This window comes from Chryseobacterium barbadense (genome assembly GCF_042849955.1).
In the GTDB taxonomy this organism is placed as follows: Bacteria; Bacteroidota; Bacteroidia; order Flavobacteriales; family Weeksellaceae; genus Chryseobacterium.
This window is the reverse complement of the sequence record NZ_BAAFHL010000030.1, coordinates 1-17,341: the sequence shown is the minus strand read 5'-3', so window position 1 is coordinate 17,341 and position 17,341 is coordinate 1. Positions and strand designations below refer to the sequence as shown.

General features: G+C 36.0%; 19 protein-coding genes and 1 pseudogene. 10 read left to right on the top strand and 10 right to left on the bottom strand.

The genetic code is table 11. From position 1 onward, the window contains the following. Positions 1-4: 4 nt before the first annotated feature. The 7 genes from ACGHIN_RS11655 to ACGHIN_RS11625 form a co-directional block, all read right to left on the bottom strand. Entirely contained in the window at positions 5-496 is a 492-nt protein-coding gene (locus tag ACGHIN_RS11655; protein ID WP_390453676.1) for a low affinity iron permease family protein, read from the bottom strand. 71 nt (positions 497-567) lie between these two features. Then, positions 568-1,392, bottom strand: a complete 825-nt coding sequence (locus ACGHIN_RS11650) for a GLPGLI family protein (protein WP_390453674.1) — start codon at positions 1,390-1,392, stop codon at positions 568-570. A 144-nt stretch (positions 1,393-1,536) separates the two neighbouring features. Further along, positions 1,537-1,842 (bottom strand): 30S ribosomal protein S10, encoded by a 306-nt coding sequence (rpsJ, locus tag ACGHIN_RS11645; RefSeq protein ID WP_002661363.1) that lies wholly within the window; start codon positions 1,840-1,842, stop codon positions 1,537-1,539. Between the two features lie 16 nt (positions 1,843-1,858). Further along, positions 1,859-3,976, bottom strand: coding sequence for an elongation factor G (gene fusA, locus ACGHIN_RS11640; RefSeq protein ID WP_390453671.1), 2,118 nt, complete (start codon positions 3,974-3,976; stop codon positions 1,859-1,861). Between the two features lie 6 nt (positions 3,977-3,982). After that, complete coding sequence (gene rpsG / locus ACGHIN_RS11635) at positions 3,983-4,459, bottom strand: 30S ribosomal protein S7 (RefSeq protein ID WP_072883914.1); 477 nt, start codon at positions 4,457-4,459, stop codon at positions 3,983-3,985. A gap of 23 nt (positions 4,460-4,482) precedes the next feature. Beyond that, positions 4,483-4,896, bottom strand: a complete 414-nt coding sequence (gene rpsL, locus ACGHIN_RS11630; protein ID WP_002983146.1) for a 30S ribosomal protein S12 — start codon at positions 4,894-4,896, stop codon at positions 4,483-4,485. 110 nt (positions 4,897-5,006) lie between these two features. Continuing rightward, positions 5,007-6,596, bottom strand: a complete 1,590-nt coding sequence (locus ACGHIN_RS11625; RefSeq protein WP_390453668.1) for a hypothetical protein — start codon at positions 6,594-6,596, stop codon at positions 5,007-5,009. Positions 6,597-6,704: 108 nt separating this feature from the next. On the opposite strand from ACGHIN_RS11625, the gene ACGHIN_RS11620 reads away from it, so the two are divergent. The 8 genes and pseudogenes from ACGHIN_RS11620 to ACGHIN_RS11585 all read left to right on the top strand — a co-directional run bounded on the left by ACGHIN_RS11620 (position 6,705) and on the right by ACGHIN_RS11585 (position 13,480). Further along, complete coding sequence (locus tag ACGHIN_RS11620) at positions 6,705-7,181, top strand: Dps family protein (protein ID WP_390453666.1); 477 nt, start codon at positions 6,705-6,707, stop codon at positions 7,179-7,181. Positions 7,182-7,275: 94 nt separating this feature from the next. Next, the gene (pncB, locus tag ACGHIN_RS11615; RefSeq protein ID WP_390453663.1) at positions 7,276-8,454 is read left to right on the top strand and encodes a nicotinate phosphoribosyltransferase; all 1,179 of its coding nucleotides are present in this window, start codon (positions 7,276-7,278) and stop codon (positions 8,452-8,454) included. 4 nt (positions 8,455-8,458) lie between these two features. Beyond that, complete coding sequence (locus ACGHIN_RS11610; RefSeq protein WP_390453660.1) at positions 8,459-8,929, top strand: YciI family protein; 471 nt, start codon at positions 8,459-8,461, stop codon at positions 8,927-8,929. Between the two features lie 2 nt (positions 8,930-8,931). Beyond that, entirely contained in the window at positions 8,932-9,522 is a 591-nt protein-coding gene (locus ACGHIN_RS11605) for a hypothetical protein (protein WP_390453657.1), read from the top strand. 179 nt (positions 9,523-9,701) lie between these two features. Beyond that, complete coding sequence (locus ACGHIN_RS11600) at positions 9,702-10,457, top strand: DUF5995 family protein (RefSeq protein WP_390453654.1); 756 nt, start codon at positions 9,702-9,704, stop codon at positions 10,455-10,457. Positions 10,458-10,645: 188 nt separating this feature from the next. Further along, positions 10,646-12,151, top strand: a pseudogene (locus ACGHIN_RS11595) (DNA recombination protein RmuC). A gap of 4 nt (positions 12,152-12,155) precedes the next feature. Next, positions 12,156-12,587 carry a hypothetical protein gene (locus ACGHIN_RS11590; RefSeq protein ID WP_390453651.1) on the top strand — a complete coding sequence of 144 codons (432 nt, stop codon included), beginning with the start codon at positions 12,156-12,158 and terminating at the stop codon, positions 12,585-12,587. A 125-nt stretch (positions 12,588-12,712) separates the two neighbouring features. Beyond that, positions 12,713-13,480 carry a TrmH family RNA methyltransferase gene (locus ACGHIN_RS11585; protein WP_390453649.1) on the top strand — a complete coding sequence of 256 codons (768 nt, stop codon included), beginning with the start codon at positions 12,713-12,715 and terminating at the stop codon, positions 13,478-13,480. Positions 13,481-13,555: 75 nt separating this feature from the next. Here ACGHIN_RS11585 and ACGHIN_RS11580 read toward each other — a convergent pair whose 3' ends face one another. Further along, positions 13,556-13,891 (bottom strand): hypothetical protein, encoded by a 336-nt coding sequence (locus ACGHIN_RS11580; RefSeq protein ID WP_390453646.1) that lies wholly within the window; start codon positions 13,889-13,891, stop codon positions 13,556-13,558. A 183-nt stretch (positions 13,892-14,074) separates the two neighbouring features. On the opposite strand from ACGHIN_RS11580, the gene ACGHIN_RS11575 reads away from it, so the two are divergent. Both ACGHIN_RS11575 and ACGHIN_RS11570 read left to right on the top strand, forming a co-directional pair. Next, positions 14,075-15,253: a hypothetical protein gene (locus ACGHIN_RS11575; protein ID WP_390453643.1), complete on the top strand. Its 1,179-nt coding sequence runs from the start codon at positions 14,075-14,077 to the stop codon at positions 15,251-15,253. Continuing rightward, positions 15,237-15,821: a hypothetical protein gene (locus ACGHIN_RS11570; protein WP_390453640.1), complete on the top strand. Its 585-nt coding sequence runs from the start codon at positions 15,237-15,239 to the stop codon at positions 15,819-15,821. Before ACGHIN_RS11575 ends, ACGHIN_RS11570 begins: the two co-directional genes overlap by 17 nt. Here ACGHIN_RS11570 and ACGHIN_RS11565 read toward each other — a convergent pair. Both ACGHIN_RS11565 and trhO read right to left on the bottom strand, forming a co-directional pair. Further along, complete coding sequence (locus tag ACGHIN_RS11565; protein WP_390453637.1) at positions 15,770-16,342, bottom strand: 5-formyltetrahydrofolate cyclo-ligase; 573 nt, start codon at positions 16,340-16,342, stop codon at positions 15,770-15,772. The two genes, ACGHIN_RS11570 and ACGHIN_RS11565, sit on opposite strands and share 52 nt — an antisense overlap. A 5-nt stretch (positions 16,343-16,347) precedes the next feature. Then, positions 16,348-17,341: oxygen-dependent tRNA uridine(34) hydroxylase TrhO (gene trhO, locus ACGHIN_RS11560; protein ID WP_390453635.1), on the bottom strand; the 994-nt coding region annotated here is incomplete at its 5' end.

Sequence of the window (17,341 nt, the reverse complement as noted above, 5' to 3'; positions counted from 1 at the left end):
GGGATCATTTTGATTCCTTTTTTTGTTGTTTCTGCAGCCACTCTTCATGTTTTCTTAAAAAGAAATCATGCTTATAATCCTGATTCTTTTCTGCCGCATCTATAGAATGTGAAGTATGGATATTGGCATCTTCTTTAGCCAGTTCTGACAGCCTTTCGTAATAAGTGTGCAGCTGATCCAGCTCTGCTTCAGTAAGATCTTCAATATCCACAATCCTGTTGCTTGACTTTTCATGGGACGCAATCAGCTCGTTCAGCTTGATCTGTATCGCTTTGGAGTCTTTGTTCTGGGCTTTCTGAATTAAAAAAACCATCAGAAAGGTAATGATTGTTGTTCCGGTATTGATCACTAACTGCCAGGTTTCTGAATAATTGAAAACAGGTCCTGTCAAGGCCCATATTAAGACAATGGCTGTAGCTCCGAGAAAAGCATGAGGACTTCCTGTGAATTTGGTGGCCCAATCCGAAAATCTTTCAAAAATATTCTTTTTTGCCATATCTGTCCATTTATAAAGGTCAATCAAAAACTCCGCCGAAACAGACGGAGTTGAATAAAAACACGAGTATATTAATATTTTACAGCTTTATTGAGTTCAATCGGGTTATTATTTTTCTTTATATTTTTTTGCATAAGTTCAGATAATTCCTTAAGCTGATCCGGGCTTTTCACTTCAATTCCCATGACCATAAAACGGGCGGATGGATCAGTATTGTTTTTATAATGTTCTTTAAAATCATGAAGTGGGTCATTGTAATTGTCCAGCATCATTTTTCGAAGCTTAGCCTCAGTGATCTTGACAGCCTTCTGACCGGCAAAATTCTCGAGGATATCTCTTGTCTCATAAGTTTTGGCCAATTGATAGCTTTTCACTAAAGAGAATTTAAAATTATCTTTATCATCAGAGATTTCAAAAATAAGCCCGGGTAAGCCGTTGAATTTATAAGGACCTTCACTAAGGTTGATATCTTTGGTAAACCAGGCGGTCCAGTTTCTGCCACCAAATTTGGCGGTCGCTTTTTGTAAAGTATATCCTCCCATATTTTTAGTCTGTTCGGAGAGTTTCCAATCAATTTTGTCCTCCGTATCTATCACAAATAAATTCTGAACAATCATATAACTGGAATTCACATTAGAATTTTTTTTCCTGATAATGGCGGGAGTGTCATCCCATATTGCATTGTGCTCTCCTCTTGTCTTGTTAATGGAATCTGTCTTTACAAATTCATAGTTATAAAACTTTACATCATCAGGATTGACATCAAGCACCATATTTACTTTTCTGTGTTCTGCAGAAGCAGAGTCTGTCTTAAAATGATACTCATAAATAAATCTATGTGTTTGCCCGGTTACCGACAAACTGATTAACAGCATAATCAATAATAACTTTTTCATAGGTAAGAATTTACACAAATATACAAATATAATAGAACCTTGCAATACACAATAGTGTAAATATTAAAATACTTATTTTAAAAATAAAAAAATCCGCTCCTTTACAGGAGCGGATTCATATAATCACGGCTTAAGTGCACGCTATCACACTTTAATTTCTACGTCTACACCGCTTGGTAACTCTAATTTCATTAGAGCATCCACCGTTTTAGAAGAAGAAGAATAGATATCCATCAATCTCTTGTGAGCAGAAAGCTGGAACTGTTCTCTTGCTTTTTTGTTTACGTGTGGAGATCTCAATACAGTGAAGATTCTCTTATTGGTTGGCAATGGAATTGGTCCGTTTACAACAGCACCAGTAGCCTTTACCGTTTTTACGATTTTCTCAGCAGATTTATCTACCAAATTGTAATCGTAAGACTTAAGTTTTATTCTGATTCTTTGTGACATTTTAATCTAATTTAAATTAACCTTTTGCTTTAGCGATTACTTCTTCAGCAATGTTCTGCGGAGCAGCTTCATATTTTTCAAATTCCATAGAAGACGTTGCTCTACCAGAAGATAATGTTCTTAATGAAGTTACATAACCGAACATTTCAGATAGTGGAACGAAAGCTTTGATTACTTTAGCGTTATTTCTATCATCCATACCGTTTACAGTACCTCTTCTTCTGTTAAGGTCACCTACGATATCACCCATGTATTCTTCAGGAGTTACTACTTCAAGCTTCATGATTGGCTCCATGATAACCGCCTTAGCAGCTCTACCAGATTCTTTGAAACCAAGCTTCGCAGCCAATTCGAAAGATAACTGATCCGAGTCAACCTGGTGATAAGATCCATCTTTCAATGTAACTTTCATCGCTTCAACTTCGAATCCGGCTAATGGACCATTTTTCATAGCTTCTTTGAATCCTTTTTCTACTGAAGGGATAAATTCTTTAGGAATGTTACCACCTTTAATTTCGTTGATGAATTCAAGACCTGTTTTACCTTCGTCTGCAGGACCGATTTCGAATACGATGTCTGCGAACTTACCTCTACCTCCGGATTGCTTTTTGTAAACCTCTCTGTGGTTAGCAGTTTGTGTAAGAGCTTCTTTGTATTCTACTTGTGGTTGACCTTGGTTAACTTCTACTTTAAACTCTCTTCTCATACGGTCTACGATGATATCCAAGTGAAGCTCACCCATACCAGAGATAATTGTTTGTCCTGAAGCCTCGTCAGTCTTAACCTGGAAAGTTGGATCCTCTTCAGCTAGTTTAGCCAAAGCATTACCCATTTTATCCTGATCAGCTTTAGTTTTAGGCTCAACAGCGATACCAATTACCGGATCCGGGAAGATCATAGATTCAAGAACGATTGGGTTCTTTTCATCAGATAAGGTATCTCCTGTTTTGATATCTTTAAATCCTACAGCTGCACCGATATCTCCAGCTTCAATGAATTCAACCGGATTTTGTTTGTTTGCGTGCATCTGATAGATTCTAGAAATTCTTTCTTTGTTTCCAGATCTTGTATTCAAGATATAAGAACCAGCATCAAGTCTTCCTGAATAAGCTCTGAAGAATGCTAATCTACCTACGAATGGGTCAGTAGCAATTTTGAAAGCTAATGCAGAGAAAGGCTCTTTTACATCTGGTTTTCTTGTGATCTCAGCATCAGTGTTTGGGTCTGTTCCTTTGATATCATCTTTATCCATTGGAGAAGGAAGATATTTACAAACAGCATCCAGCATGAACTGTACTCCTTTGTTTTTGAAAGAAGAACCACAAGTCATTGGAATGATAGAAAGGTCGATAGTAGCTTTTCTAAGAGCTTCGTTGATTTCGTCTTCAGAAATTGAATCCGGATCTTCGAAGAATTTCTCCATCAAAGTTTCATCATAATCAGCTACTGCTTCTACTAATTTCTCTCTATATTCAAGAACTTCATCTTTCATATCTTCAGGAATTGGCACTACTTCGAAAGTAGCTCCTTGTCCTGCATCATCCCAGATGATCGCTCTGTTCTTAATTAAGTCTACAACTCCTTTAAAATCTTCTTCGGCACCGATTGGTAAAACGATTGGAACTGCGTTGGATCCTAACATTTCTTTAACCTGTTTTACCACGTTAAGGAAGTCAGCCCCCTGTCTGTCCATTTTGTTTACGAATCCCATTCTCGCTACTTTGTAGTTGTCAGCAAGTCTCCAGTTTGTTTCAGACTGAGGCTCTACTCCATCTACTGCAGAGAATAAGAATACCAATCCATCCAATACTCTCAAAGATCTGTTAACCTCTACAGTGAAGTCAACGTGTCCCGGTGTATCGATAATGTTGAAATGGTAAGCTTTAGTTTCAGGTAAAGACTTACCTTGATCTGTTGGGAAGTTCCAGTTACAAGTAGTAGCTGCTGAAGTAATAGTAATACCTCTTTCTGCCTCCTGCTCCATCCAGTCCATTGTTGCAGCACCTTCGTGAACCTCACCGATTTTGTGAGTTTTACCTGTATAGAATAAAATTCTTTCTGTAGTGGTAGTCTTTCCTGCATCAATGTGAGCAGCAATACCAATATTTCTTGTAAATTTAAGATCTCTACTCATTACAAATTAGAATTTAAAGTGTGAGAAAGCTTTGTTAGCTTCCGCCATTTTGTGAGTATCAGTTTTCTTTTTGAAAGCTGCACCTTCTTCTCTTGAAGCAGCTACCACTTCGTTAGCTAATTTCAAAGCCATAGACTTATCATTTCTAGCTTTAGAATATTTGATTAACCATTTCATTGCCATAGAAATTTTTCTGTCAGCTCTGATTGGCATTGGGATTTGGAAGTTAGCTCCTCCTACTCTTCTAGAACGTACTTCTACGTGAGGCATTACATTAGTTAATGCATCTTTCCAGATTTCAAGTGCAGTTTTTTCCGTATCTCCTTTTTTAGTTTCTACGATATCCAACGCATCATAGAAAATTTTGAATGCGATTGACTTTTTACCGTCAAGCATCAGATTGTTTACGAATCTAGTTACCAATTGATCATTAAACTTCGGATCTGGTAACAACGGTCTTTTTTTCGCTTTTGTCTTTCTCATTGTTTCTGTACCTTATTTAATGATTATTTTTTCTTTCCTTTTGCTGGTGCAGCTGCAGCTTGACCTGGTTTTGGTCTCTTAGCTCCATACTTCGATCTTCTCTGTGTTCTTCCATTTACACCTGCAGTGTCTAATGCACCTCTTACGATGTGGTAACGTACTCCCGGTAGGTCTTTCACCCTTCCGCCTCTTACCAATACTATCGAGTGCTCTTGAAGATTATGTCCTTCGCCCGGGATGTAGGCGTTAACTTCTTTACCATTAGAAAGTCTTACCCTTGCAACTTTTCTAAGTGCAGAGTTAGGTTTCTTAGGTGTAGTAGTATATACTCTCGTACATACACCACGTCTTTGTGGACAAGAATCAAGGGCAGCCGATTTGCTCTTCTTGGCAAGCGTGGCTCTTCCTTTTCTTACTAATTGTTGAATAGTAGGCATTTAATTGCTTTTTATTTTAGGCTGCAAAAATAATAATAATTTTTTAATTGACAAGCAGTTATAAGCAAATAATGAGTTTTATTTAAAAATTAATTAACAGACACTTACGTTTAATTAATGATTATGACCCGAACATTCTTATTCCAACCGAACTGCCTGATATTTTCTTTCAACTGTTCAAGATGTTCGGGATTAACTGAATAGACAGAGACTTCGTCTTGTGAAACATTCATACTATTACTGATTTTTAAAACCGCTGCTTTTTTCCAGGTTTTCGGAACATGACCATGGAACCATTCATCATAAATTACTGCAATATCATATTTATTATGTTGAGTATAATCTCTAAGGAAATTTTCAAAATCCTGGTCGACCGTTTTTTTATTTTCATTAAAGGGGATCATTTCCTTTGAGCCCAGACCTACAATATCCAATAAATGAATATTGGTAAAGTAGGTGATTGCCCCAATATCATTGGCAACGACCTTAGACGTATTATAATAGGTATGCAAAAATCTGGCAGACTGGATCTGTTGTTCATAAATATTTTTCCCTCCGTTATCCAGCATCAGATGAGCGAAAGAAAATTTATAAAGTAGTAAGAAAGTATTGATTAACACTAACACAGAAATTAATTTTTCCTTTTTAATGTAGTGCCAAAAATCTTTAAATAAACCACTCACCTTAGGGATCAGAGCCATGGAAAAGCCAGTCAGAATATAGGCTTCATACCGGAAAGCACCCTTCAGATCTGCAAACATCGAATGACAGATCATTACTAAAGAAAGAACAATCAGAAGAAAATTACTTTTGACAGTATCATGAAAGTTTTTCTTTTTAAAATCACGTAAAATAAAGATCAGACAAAGCATAACAGGAAAAAAACCGATCTTGTAGAAACTTTTATTCAACAAGAAGTTATCTACCATAATTGTTTTAAGGTGAAGCGGAAAACCGGAATCAAAAGTCAATTTTGTTCCCTTTACCACTACTGAGTTCGGGAAAAGATAACCGCTGTGTTGGTAATTAACATAACAGAAAATGGCAATCGGAATAAACCCGACTAATAAAATTGCCACAGCCTCCTTCCATTTTTTCATTAAAACCAATACAAAAGCCAGGCTTACAAAGTAAAACATACTTTCAAAGCGAATTAGCCCCATTAATAATAAAGACGAGTAAAATCCGAAAACAAATGCTCTATTTTTTAAATTCGAAAGGCAGAAAATATTGACCACCAATAAAAAAACATGAAAAACATGCTCCATCCCCAAGAGCAGCTGCAGATGTAAGACCGCAAAGAACACGGTAAACAATACTGCAATCACCCTATTATTTGTATTTTTAAAAAAATCCGCATAGTATCGGTTAAGAATGTAAATGATTCCTATACCTAAAATTGAATTACAATAAAGCGGAAGCTGATCATTATTCCCAAACAGTTTAATCAGGATACTTAATAGATAAGTAAACAGTGGCGATGAAGAAGTGGAAGAAAACTCATATTTTGTTATCCCCCAAACATCATAGAGTGCGAAATTTTTCGCCATCGCCAAATGAATATAAGCATCATCAATAAGATATACGTAATGCCCTTCAGTTTCCGAAAGCACATGCAAATAATATCCAAAGCTGATCAGAAAAAACAGGACGAGTGAGAGTAAAAAGCTCTTTAATCTAACATTTGAAGAAAAGCTCATATTTTAAATACATTATAAAAATCTCAAAGATAAGTATCATCAATCATCCAACCGCGTTTTCGGCATAATATTTACTTAAATTTGTGGTATAAAATAAACTATCTTAATATGAAAAATGCGAATATTATCGGGCTTAAAGAAACCGATTGCAAACAAATTGCAGAAAAACTGAATATCCTTTTAGCTAACTATTCTGTTTTCTACCAGAACACACGAGGTTCTCACTGGAACATTAAAGGAGATCAGTTCTTCACACTTCATCCGAAATTTGAGGAACTATACAACAGTTTGGTGTTAAAAATTGATGAGATCGCCGAGAGAATCCTGACATTGGGAGCTACCCCGGCTCATAATTATTCAGACTATCTGAAAGTTTCTTCCATTAAAGAAAGTAAAGAAGTAAGCGATGCCACAAAAAGTGTAGAAAATATCCTGTCTTCATTCAAAGTTGTGATCGATTTACAAAGAGAGCTTTTAGACATTACGGATAAAGCCGGAGATGAGGGAACAAACTCTCAGATGAGCGACTACATTACAGAACAGGAAAAAGAAGTCTGGATGTACAACTCTTACCTGGGTAAATAAACATAAAAAATTTCATCTTAAAATATAAAAAAATCGCCTTACATTTAGGCGATTTTATTTTTTATAATTATATTTGCGTATAAAATACACAATTATGCACGATATACGATTGAATTCCATCCTAGATAATGATTTCTACAAAATTACTATGCAGAATGCCGTAGTAAAATTATTTCCAAGCCAGATTGTAAAATACGAATTCATCAATAGAGGAAAACATCATTTTCCGGAAGGGTTTGATGTGGCCTTAAGAGAAGCCGTCATTAAAATGGCAGAACTGAAACTTACCCGGGAAGAAAAAAGGTTTCTCGAAAGAACCTGCCCTTATCTTGACCTTCCCTATCTGGATTTCCTCGAGGGCTATCATTACGACCCCTCAGAGGTGAAAATCCAACAGGATGGAAATGATATCAAAGTAACCGTTGAAGGATTATGGTACAGAGCTATTTTATGGGAAGTTCCATTATTATCATTAATCAGTGAGCTGCATTACGAAATGAATCATATGGAAAGGGATTCCAACGAGACTGTAATGAGCAAAACTCTTGAAAAGGCAGAACAGTTGAATAGATTAGGCGTAAACTTTGCAGAATTCGGGACCAGGAGAAGACATTCATATAAAGTACAGAACCTGGTGATGGAAGCTTTAGTTCAGAAGAAGGATTCAACCTTTATCGGAAGCTCCAACGTTCATTTTGCAATGAAATACAAAGTAAAACCTATTGGGACCCATGCACATGAATGGTTTATGTTCCACGGAGCTGAATATGGTTTCAAAATGGCAAATCAATTAGCCTTGGAACACTGGGTAGATGTCTACAGAGGCGATTTGGGGGTGGCTCTTTCGGACACCTATACTACCGATGTTTTCTTCCAGCAGTTTGATAAGAAATTCGCCAAACTATTTGACGGGGTACGCCATGACAGTGGTGATCCTTTGGAATTTGCAGATAAAACCATTGCACACTATCAAAAAAATGGAATCAATCCTTTATTTAAATATATCATATTTTCAGACGGCTTAAACCTTGAAAAAGTAGAGGAGATCACCAATTATTGCAGGGGAAAAATTGGTATTTCCTTTGGAATCGGGACCAACCTTACCAATGATGTAGGTTTAAAACCCATGAATATCGTCATGAAACTCATCGGCGTGCAAGCTCCGAATAAAGACTGGATTCCAACAGTAAAACTTTCGGATGAACATGGAAAATATACCGGGGATCCTAAGATGATTGAATTAGCAAAAGAATTTTTAAGAATAAAAAACTAACGAGATGAAATTAAATTTTTACCTAGCCTTATCTCTTTTCACAGCAACATTAACATTTGCACAGCAAAAGAAAACAGAAAAACCGAAATTCAACCAGGAACTGGCTACCTCTCTGGGAGCCGACAAATATGGTATGAAAGCTTATACCATCGTAATGCTTACCACCGGACCTACGAAAGTAGAAAACAAAACTAAAATGGGCGAACTCATGAAAGGGCATATGGCCAATATAGGGAAATTGGCTGATGAAGGAAAAATTATAGTAGCTGGTCCCTTTTTAGAACAAAATAAACAAAACTTCCGGGGAATGTTTATTTTCAACACAAAATCCAAAGAGGAAGCGGAACAGTGGGTAAAGACTGACCCTGCCGTTCAGGCCGGAGTTTTCAGTTATGAAATTTTCCCTTGGTATGGATCTGCAGCCTTGCCTTTATATTTAAAGCATCATGCTGAAATATCAAAAGAAAACCCATAAGAATGAGTTTTTACAGCAAATTTTCTGATCAGGACCTTATTGAATCTTACAAAAACCAGATTGATTATCAGGGGAAAGCAAGTAAAGAAATTATAGAAGAAATTGAGAGCAGAGGCTCTCTGGAAGATTTTCAAAGCACCATTGAAAATCAGAAGTTGATATTGGATGAACGAAACAGAATTATCAGGGAAATTCATCAGCATTTTATGGATAAACGGTCACAAAATGAATGCTTTTCATTAATAACATCTGATCTGGTTTCCGAAGAAGATATTCAGAACCTTATACTTACTAAATATACCCATATACATCAAAATGTTGAGAATTTAAAAACAGATCCGGAGACTTGGTTTTATAGTCTCTTTGGAGCTTTTGTTGCTTCAATCATCAGTACAATTGTACTCTCTATTGTTCTTTATAACTTCAGTTTTCTAGCCGTTTTTAATTTCAGTCTCCTTATTCCTGCCTATATCATTAATTATTGGATCATAAGATTATTCACAGGAAAAACCAGGGTTAATTTGGCCGTATTTATTGCCTCATTTTTAGCGACTGTGCTTAATTGTATATATTTTATTCTGTTTATTAGTTAATTGCAAAAAACTCCTTTATTTAATATTTGCCATTCTGAAAGAATCTAAACAGTTTCAATAGAGGGGGAAGATCCCACACTTCGCTACGCTTCGTTCTGAATGACAACAGCAGACCAAAACAACTATACCCTTCTTTAATTTTATGGGTTTTTCTTATATTTATAAAAACAAAAACCACCATGAAAACCATAGAAGAAGTTCTGAAAAAACTCGATGAAATTATCATCTGGAGCAAGGAAACTCATAGCCCTGTCGGATATTTCGCCTGTACCTACAGAATCATGACCGCTCAGGTTTTAAAAGGCATTCAGCAGAAAAAGTTTGAGGATAATCCAAGAATGACTTTACTGGATATTGCTTTTGCAACAAGATACCTCGAAGCATGGGAAAGCTATCGTAAAGGTAAAAAATGTACCAATTCCTGGTATATTGCTTTTGAAGCTGCTAAAAACAAAAACCTGCTAATCTTACAGCACATTTTCCTGGGTATGAATGCTCATATCAATTTAGATCTTGGGATTTCCGCTGCATCCATCATGCCTTACAGAAAGATCAATCCACTTAAAAAAGATTTTGAAAACATCAATTCTGTGATTGCCTCCATCAATCAGAAAGTACAGGATTCATTGAATAAGATCTGCTATCCCGTAGATCTGATTGACAAAATATCCAACGGGAAAGACAATGCAGTCCTCGATTTTGCAATTTCCAGGGCAAGAGAAACCTCATGGGCAACCGCCGTGATTGCATCTAATACGCCCAACTTCATCAGAGAATCCGTTATCGGAATTGTTGATTATGCTGCAGCCAAAGTAGCTACCCAAATTATAAGCCCTAAAATACTTACTCCTGCTTTAGCCAAAGAGCTGAAAAAATGTGAAAGCACTAATGTGGTAAAAAACATTGAAATTTTGTCTTCTACTAAAACTGTTTAGATCAAACCATAAAAGACACAATAACATTTCAACTTTACGACAGATTGTTTTATCATCTGTGAACTATAATATTCATTAAATGAATATAAATGCTAATACTTGTCGTGTCTTTTATGGCTAAAATAAATTTCAAATTGTTTACGGTTTCCCATTAAGAAAATCAATTTTTCTTTTTGTAATTTTGAGACATGGAAATAACATATTTAATTATTGGATGTATTGCCGGAGGAGTACTTGGAGCGGTTATTTTGTATTTCGTTTTGAAATCTTCCATGGTTTCAAGAGCCAGCTATGATGAGCTTAACAATTTACATATCAGAAATAATTCAGACCTTGAAAATTCAAATCTGAAGATTCAGGAATTAAATCAACATATTAATAAGGAGAAGGAATTGAATCAGCAACAGTCCGATTTATTAAACGATCTCAAAAACGAGTTTGCCAGAATCTCCGCTGAACATTCATCATTGAACAATCAGTTTCAGGAACAAAAACAGATCAATACCAGACAAACCACTCAAATTGAATCTTTGTTAACCGAGAAACAAAATATTTTTGCCAAAAATTCTGAGCTTTCCGCTATTAACGAAAGCTTACAGAAATCTCTTGAAACCCAGAAAGAAGAAATTGCCAAAATCCAGGAAGAGGCAAAGCTGCAATTTGAAAATCTGGCCAATAAAATCCTGGAAGAAAAAACAGAGAAATTCACCACGCTCAATCAAAATAATCTGAAAACTATTCTGGAGCCTTTCCAGGAGAAAATTACGGATTTAAAAAACAGGGTCAATGAAGCGTATGAAAAAGAAAATAAAGAACGTTTTTCTTTGGCTGAAAAAGTGAAAGAACTGGCAGAACTCAATCAACAGATCTCGGAAGACGCTAAAAAACTGACAAGAGCATTAAAAGGTGAAAGCAAAACTCAGGGAAACTGGGGCGAGATGATCCTTGAAAGCATCCTGGAAAAATCCGGACTGGTAAAAGGAAGAGAATATTTTCTGGAACATGAACTTCGCGATGAAGATAATAAAGCTTAATTTTCAGAATTCTCTGGCAAAAAGATGCGACCGGATGCGGTAGTCAAATATCCTGATGAAAGAAATGTGATCATCGATTCTAAAGTTTCTCTAACAGCTTTCACAGAGTTGGTAGATGAGACTGATGCCGATGTTTATGCGATGAAGCTTAACCAGCATTTATCTTCCATCAAAAATCATATTCAGCAATTGAGCCAGAAAGCGTATGATGATTTTGGAAAATCACTCGATTTTGTCATGATGTTTATTCCAAGTGAACCAGCTTATATTGCGGCAATGCAGGCTGATCAAAACCTGTGGAACTATGCTTATGAAAGAAGAATCTTATTACTGAATCCAAGCAATTTAATTACCTCCTTAAAGTTAATTGCTGATCTCTGGAAACGTGAATACCAAAACAGAAATTCAATGGAGATCGCAGAAAGAGGAGCGAAATTATATGACAAATTTGTAGGCTTTGTAGATAACCTGGAAAAAGTAGGCAAAAACCTGGATCAGGCAAAGAATGTCTACAATGATGCCTATAAACAATTATTTACCGGAAATGATAATCTTGTGATTCAGACTCAAAAATTGAAATCTTTAGGGATCAAAAACAAAAAAGATCTTCCGCAAAGCCTGATCGATAACAGTGAAAATACAATGGAAATAAAAGAATAATGTTATGAAAGCAATTCATGTATTTCTTACAGGCCTGATCATTTTTATAATATCTCTGACACAAACAGCGGTTCTTACTGACAAAGGAAGCAACGGAGTGCACGCATTGGTTTGTCTCCTTTTAGGATGGGCAGAATCATCAGGAGGGAAATCGTGGTTTGCCAATCCTCTGATATTTACTTCATGGATATTCCTGCTGTTTAAAAAGACAAAAATTTCTATTGTTATAAGTTTACTGGCTACATGCCTGGCATTATCCTACCTTTCCGCAGATACTATAACAGTGGACGAAGCAGGTCATAAATCCTTAATAGCAGGATACGGAGCCGGTTTTTATTTATGGATATCGAGTTGTGTTCTTACCTGTGTCGGAGGCATAGCTCTTTTACTATATCCCGTAAAATCTGTAGAACCTGTGCACAATAAGTCTTTATAAAAAAATTCTGTTTTTCTGCGGTCTTTTGCCAAAAAGAAAAACAAAACTCCGTTTTTCAATCGTCCACATAACCTTATTGTGAAAACCAAATAAAGTCAATGATAAATTTTGTCTAATTTTGTAAAATGTTAATAGAAAGTTTTCAAAACGATAAGATAAAAAATCTCACCAGGCTTCTTACTGATAACAGATTTAGGAAGAAATCAAAAGTTTTTGTTGTAGAAGGACAACAGGAAAATGAAAGAGCTCAGCATTATGGTTTTGAGCCCATTGAATTTTTTATTTCCGAAAGCATTTTCAAAGGAAAGCTACCTGATTTCAAAATTCATTCTGTAAGTGAAAAGGTTTATGAAAAAATAGCCTACCGCGGAACCTCCGAAGGGATTATTGGAGTGTATAAGACGAGAGAAGCCGCGCTCAGTTCATTTAAGCCAAAAGAAAATTCAACTGTAATCATTGTTGAAGGTGTTGAAAAACCAGGGAACTTGGGAGCCATTCTAAGAAGCTGTGAAGCTTTTGGAATTGATGCTTTGATTGTGACAGATGCCAAAGCAGATTTTTACAACCCGAATGTCATCCGTTCCAGCGTGGGTTGCCTTTTCGGAATGGAGGTCTTCCAGGCGGAAAATGAAGAAACCTTGAATTTTTTACGAAATAATGGATTCAATATTTATACAACCATTATGGATGAAAGTGCGGAAGACCTCTATCTTAGAGACTTTACGCAAAGATCTGCTATTTTATTCGGAACCGAACATTCCGGTTTAAGTGATTTCTGGCTGGGAAAAGGTAAAAACACGCTCATCCCCATGTCCGGGAGTATTGATTCTTTAAACCTAAGTAATGCAGTTGCCATTACCTGCTATGAATCTCTAAGACAGAAAAAGAATTAAGCATTTTAATAACAGGAATAAAAAAACCGTTTCACTGGGTGAAACGGTTCTTTATTTTTAGTAAACGGTGACTAATTATTTTTTAGCAGCGTCTACAGCTTCTTTAGCGTCTTTAGCAGCATCTTTAGCAGCATCAGCAGCTCCTTTAGCAGCGTCAGCAGCTCCTTTAGCAGCATCTTTAGCAGCATCAGCTCCAGCAGCAGTAGTAGCAGCAGCAGCATCTTTAGCAGCATCTACAGTAGCAGAAGCAGCAGAATCAACAACAGTAGCAGCAGAATCAGCTACAACAGCAGCAGAATCAGTAGTAGCTACAGCAGCAGAATCAGCAGAGCTAGTTTCAGTAGCTTCAGTTTTTTTACAAGCAACTAGAGAGATTGCAGCGATAGCAGCTACGAATAATGACTTTTTCATAATAAATTAAATTTAATTTTGTTAATATTGTTCTTTAAAATTCTTTTTTGTTCTGTTATTTGAACAAGACAAAGGTAGAGCAGATAGAAAAGTTGTTTATGAAAAATAATTGTAATACCTTTGTAAAATAATTTTACAAAAAAACACATCTGAAAATCAACTACTTAATTATTATTTGAAAAATTGACAGATTTAGATCTATTACATTTTGAGCAGCTAAAAAAGGACGTTCAGGCTCAATATTTAAAAGAATACACTCCTTCCCATGATGATATATCAAAATGGAAGGGTATAGATATTATCTATTTTCAGGAAGATCTTCGCAAAAAAGCCAAAGGAAACATTAGCGAAAAATCTTTTTATACCTATTTCAAAACTTCTCCGGTTACCAAGCTTCCAAGAATTGATATGCTTAATTTATTAAGTATGTATGCGGGTTACGACTCATGGTATGAATTCAAAAAGCAACATCTTTTTGCCGGGGAATTATTGCAGGATGATGAAGATTTAGATGAAAATGATCTTCAGGAACTGGAAAAAACAATTCAAAATTCACCAGAGTTCCAGAAATCTGAAATTCACCCAGCAAAAACCGAACTTAAGGCACCCGAAAACACTGATTTACAAAAATCAAATACTGAAAATCAGAATGTTATTCAAAATCCAACACCAACAACACAATCTGAAATCATTCCTTTAAAAACCAATAAAAACTTTGTTCAAAAAAATGCCTGGGCTATCGTTACTTCCATTTTAATTGCTATTACCGGCTTTTTAGGTTTTAAGGATGAAATTTTTTCTAAAGAATATAAATATTGTTTCACGGACGCTGACCGTGGAGTTTCGGTCATCAACACTCTTGAAATCAAAATTATTAAAGAAAACGAATCCGATCTCTTGTACAAAGTGAAGCCGGGAGAATGCTTTCACTATTCCACCAAAGATAAAAATCTGAAAATGGAGATCAGTGCACCCTTCTATGAGCCCCTAAAAGTGAACAGAAACCTGGAAAATGCTCCGGAGGAAGAAATGATCGAGCTGAAACCTGATGATTACAAGATGGCGGTTTACTACTTTTCCAGAAAGGATGTAAAAGGTGATCCCAAAGAGCAGATTGACCTTATTAAGCAAAAACGCAAGCAGCTGGAAAACCTTATCAGCAATGAAGCGGTAATCTACCAGGTATATGATAATGACACCTACGGTATTGAAACCCTGGACAAGCAAAAGTATATTACGTTGGTGACCACGCCCACAACGTCACTTAAAAACCTTAATGTCATTAAAATGGAAAAAGACAAAAAAGGAAAAATAATTTCAATTAAATTTAAAATTGCAAGTACCGATGAAAAGAATAAATAACTTTTTAATTGTTACGATCTTGCTGCTCGCTGTGTTCTCATGCAATAAAAGAAAAACAGAAATAAGCGACCTGGATAAACTCAGAAACAGTAACAATACAAGCACTTACCCTGCTGTTCAAATGGATAGTGCCCAGGCAATCAATTATATAACGAAACAAAAAGTACAGGAGCTTTTAGACCTTTCTACCTTATATTTATCCGGGAACAGAAATACGGAAATAGACACTCTTATTTACTCCCAAATGCAGAGCTACTTCCATAAGCCGGATAGCATGACCTTTAAAAAGCTTTTCAGCGAGCTCGACAGCCTGAAGGTAAAGAACGTAAAGGTGAACAATCTTCAGGTATATCAAGATTATTATAAGAATGACACTCTGGATTATGCCAAATTCAGTGTGGAATATTTTGATGATAAGAATAAATCTATAGGAACGTTTGAAAAGAATGCTCAGTATATCTTATTGTCTACCCCTATTAAGTTTAAAAAAGAATTTAAGTTTTATTTTCTGAACTTTTATTCTGAAGCTTTAAAAAAGGACAGTACTTCAGTAGGTGTAACCAGATAGTCCAAAGGAACATCATTTTCCCAGACATCATCAATAATCTCATTCGTATTGAAATAATTGACTCCTACTTTTTTTGAATCAGAAGAAATGCTTTGAAAAAAGGCATCATAAAAGCCTTTTCCGTATCCTATTCTATTTCCGTTTTCATCACAGTACAGCAATGGAGTAATAACATAATCAAAATGGTGTTCCCCGGAATCTATATCGGAAACCGGTTCGGAAATCCCCCAATTGTTGGTCGCAAACTCAGTATCTTCAAATATTTCTATGGAGATCAGATGATCGGTAACTTTAGGGACGAAAACTCGGATATTCTTTTTAAAAAAATATTGAATAAACACTCGTGTATTTATTTCTTTGAATTTCTCGATCGGAAGGAACAAATGTACTTTCTGACCGGATGCCGGCTGAAAATAGTTCAGGAAACTGCTAAAAATCTTTTCAGATAACAAGAAAACCTCATCGGTTGACAAGGTTTTTCTTTTTTGCATGTATTTCTTTCTTAGATCTGCTTTAAGCATGATGACTAAAACTCAATTTTATATAATTTATCTGATAAACGAACTCTGAACGGAAGCTCAAAAGTGATTTGATCTCCTTTTTTTGCCATTTCACAAGGACCTCCATTCGCAAACATCTGAGTAATGATAACCTCCTGATCACCGGTTGTCGGTCCGGAAATCAATACTTTATCTCCAACTGAAATTTCTTTATTCTCAATTAAAAACTGTGCGATTTTTGATTTTGAATAATAATGTTCCGCTTTTCCGATCAATGTTTTCTTAACTTTTATTTTCTGACGGATATCTTTCGTTTCAGCTTTTGTTGCTTTTGCCAAAGTCTGAGTGGACAGATCACCGGAATTTTTAAACTTCAACGCTTCAGATTTACCTTTTCTGAAAACCTTGTTTCCAACCTGCAATCCTTTTCTTAATTTCACTTGTTCCTCCCATGGCAAATGAATCGTTTCCAAACATTCCGTAGAACAGCAGTTCTTCATCGCCGCTTTACATTCATCGCATTGAATAAACAATAAATGACAGGCATCATTCGCACAATTGGTATGATTATCACAAGGCTTGCCGCATTGGTGGCATTGTGCAATAATATCGTCTGTAATCCGTTCCCCCAGACGGTGGTCAAAAACAAAGTTCTTTCCGATAAATTTGCTTTTTATCCCTTCCTCCTTAATCTGACGGGTATACTCAATGATTCCGCCTTCCAATTGGAAAACGTTTTTAAACCCTTGATGCTTGAAATAAGCACTTGCTTTTTCACAACGGATTCCTCCCGTACAATACATCAGCAGGTTTTTATCTTCCTTGAAGTCCTGTAATTGTTCATTGATAATCGGCAAACTTTCTCTGAAGTTTTCCACATCCGGAGTAATGGCACCTTCAAAATGCCCTACCTCACTCTCGTAATGATTTCTGAAATCAACGACAATCGTATTCGGATCTTCAAGCATATCGTTGAATTCCTTTGCTTTTAAATGAACTCCTTTATTAGTTACATCAAAC

Coding starts and splice junctions, on each gene's coding strand:
- ACGHIN_RS11585 (WP_390453649.1), top strand. CDS start 12,713: ATGTTAATAGAAAGTTTTCAAAACGATAAGATAAAAAATCTCACCAGG.
- ACGHIN_RS11600 (WP_390453654.1), top strand. CDS start 9,702: ATGAAAACCATAGAAGAAGTTCTGAAAAAACTCGATGAAATTATCATC.
- ACGHIN_RS11655 (WP_390453676.1), bottom strand. CDS start 496: ATGGCAAAAAAGAATATTTTTGAAAGATTTTCGGATTGGGCCACCAAA.
- ACGHIN_RS11590 (WP_390453651.1), top strand. CDS start 12,156: ATGAAAGCAATTCATGTATTTCTTACAGGCCTGATCATTTTTATAATA.
- ACGHIN_RS11605 (WP_390453657.1), top strand. CDS start 8,932: ATGAGTTTTTACAGCAAATTTTCTGATCAGGACCTTATTGAATCTTAC.
- ACGHIN_RS11620 (WP_390453666.1), top strand. CDS start 6,705: ATGAAAAATGCGAATATTATCGGGCTTAAAGAAACCGATTGCAAACAA.
- rpsJ (WP_002661363.1), bottom strand. CDS start 1,842: ATGTCACAAAGAATCAGAATAAAACTTAAGTCTTACGATTACAATTTG.
- rpsL (WP_002983146.1), bottom strand. CDS start 4,896: ATGCCTACTATTCAACAATTAGTAAGAAAAGGAAGAGCCACGCTTGCC.
- ACGHIN_RS11570 (WP_390453640.1), top strand. CDS start 15,237: ATGAAAAGAATAAATAACTTTTTAATTGTTACGATCTTGCTGCTCGCT.
- ACGHIN_RS11565 (WP_390453637.1), bottom strand. CDS start 16,342: ATGCTTAAAGCAGATCTAAGAAAGAAATACATGCAAAAAAGAAAAACC.
- fusA (WP_390453671.1), bottom strand. CDS start 3,976: ATGAGTAGAGATCTTAAATTTACAAGAAATATTGGTATTGCTGCTCAC.
- ACGHIN_RS11580 (WP_390453646.1), bottom strand. CDS start 13,891: ATGAAAAAGTCATTATTCGTAGCTGCTATCGCTGCAATCTCTCTAGTT.
- pncB (WP_390453663.1), top strand. CDS start 7,276: ATGCACGATATACGATTGAATTCCATCCTAGATAATGATTTCTACAAA.
- ACGHIN_RS11625 (WP_390453668.1), bottom strand. CDS start 6,596: ATGAGCTTTTCTTCAAATGTTAGATTAAAGAGCTTTTTACTCTCACTC.
- rpsG (WP_072883914.1), bottom strand. CDS start 4,459: ATGAGAAAGACAAAAGCGAAAAAAAGACCGTTGTTACCAGATCCGAAG.
- ACGHIN_RS11650 (WP_390453674.1), bottom strand. CDS start 1,392: ATGAAAAAGTTATTATTGATTATGCTGTTAATCAGTTTGTCGGTAACC.
- ACGHIN_RS11610 (WP_390453660.1), top strand. CDS start 8,459: ATGAAATTAAATTTTTACCTAGCCTTATCTCTTTTCACAGCAACATTA.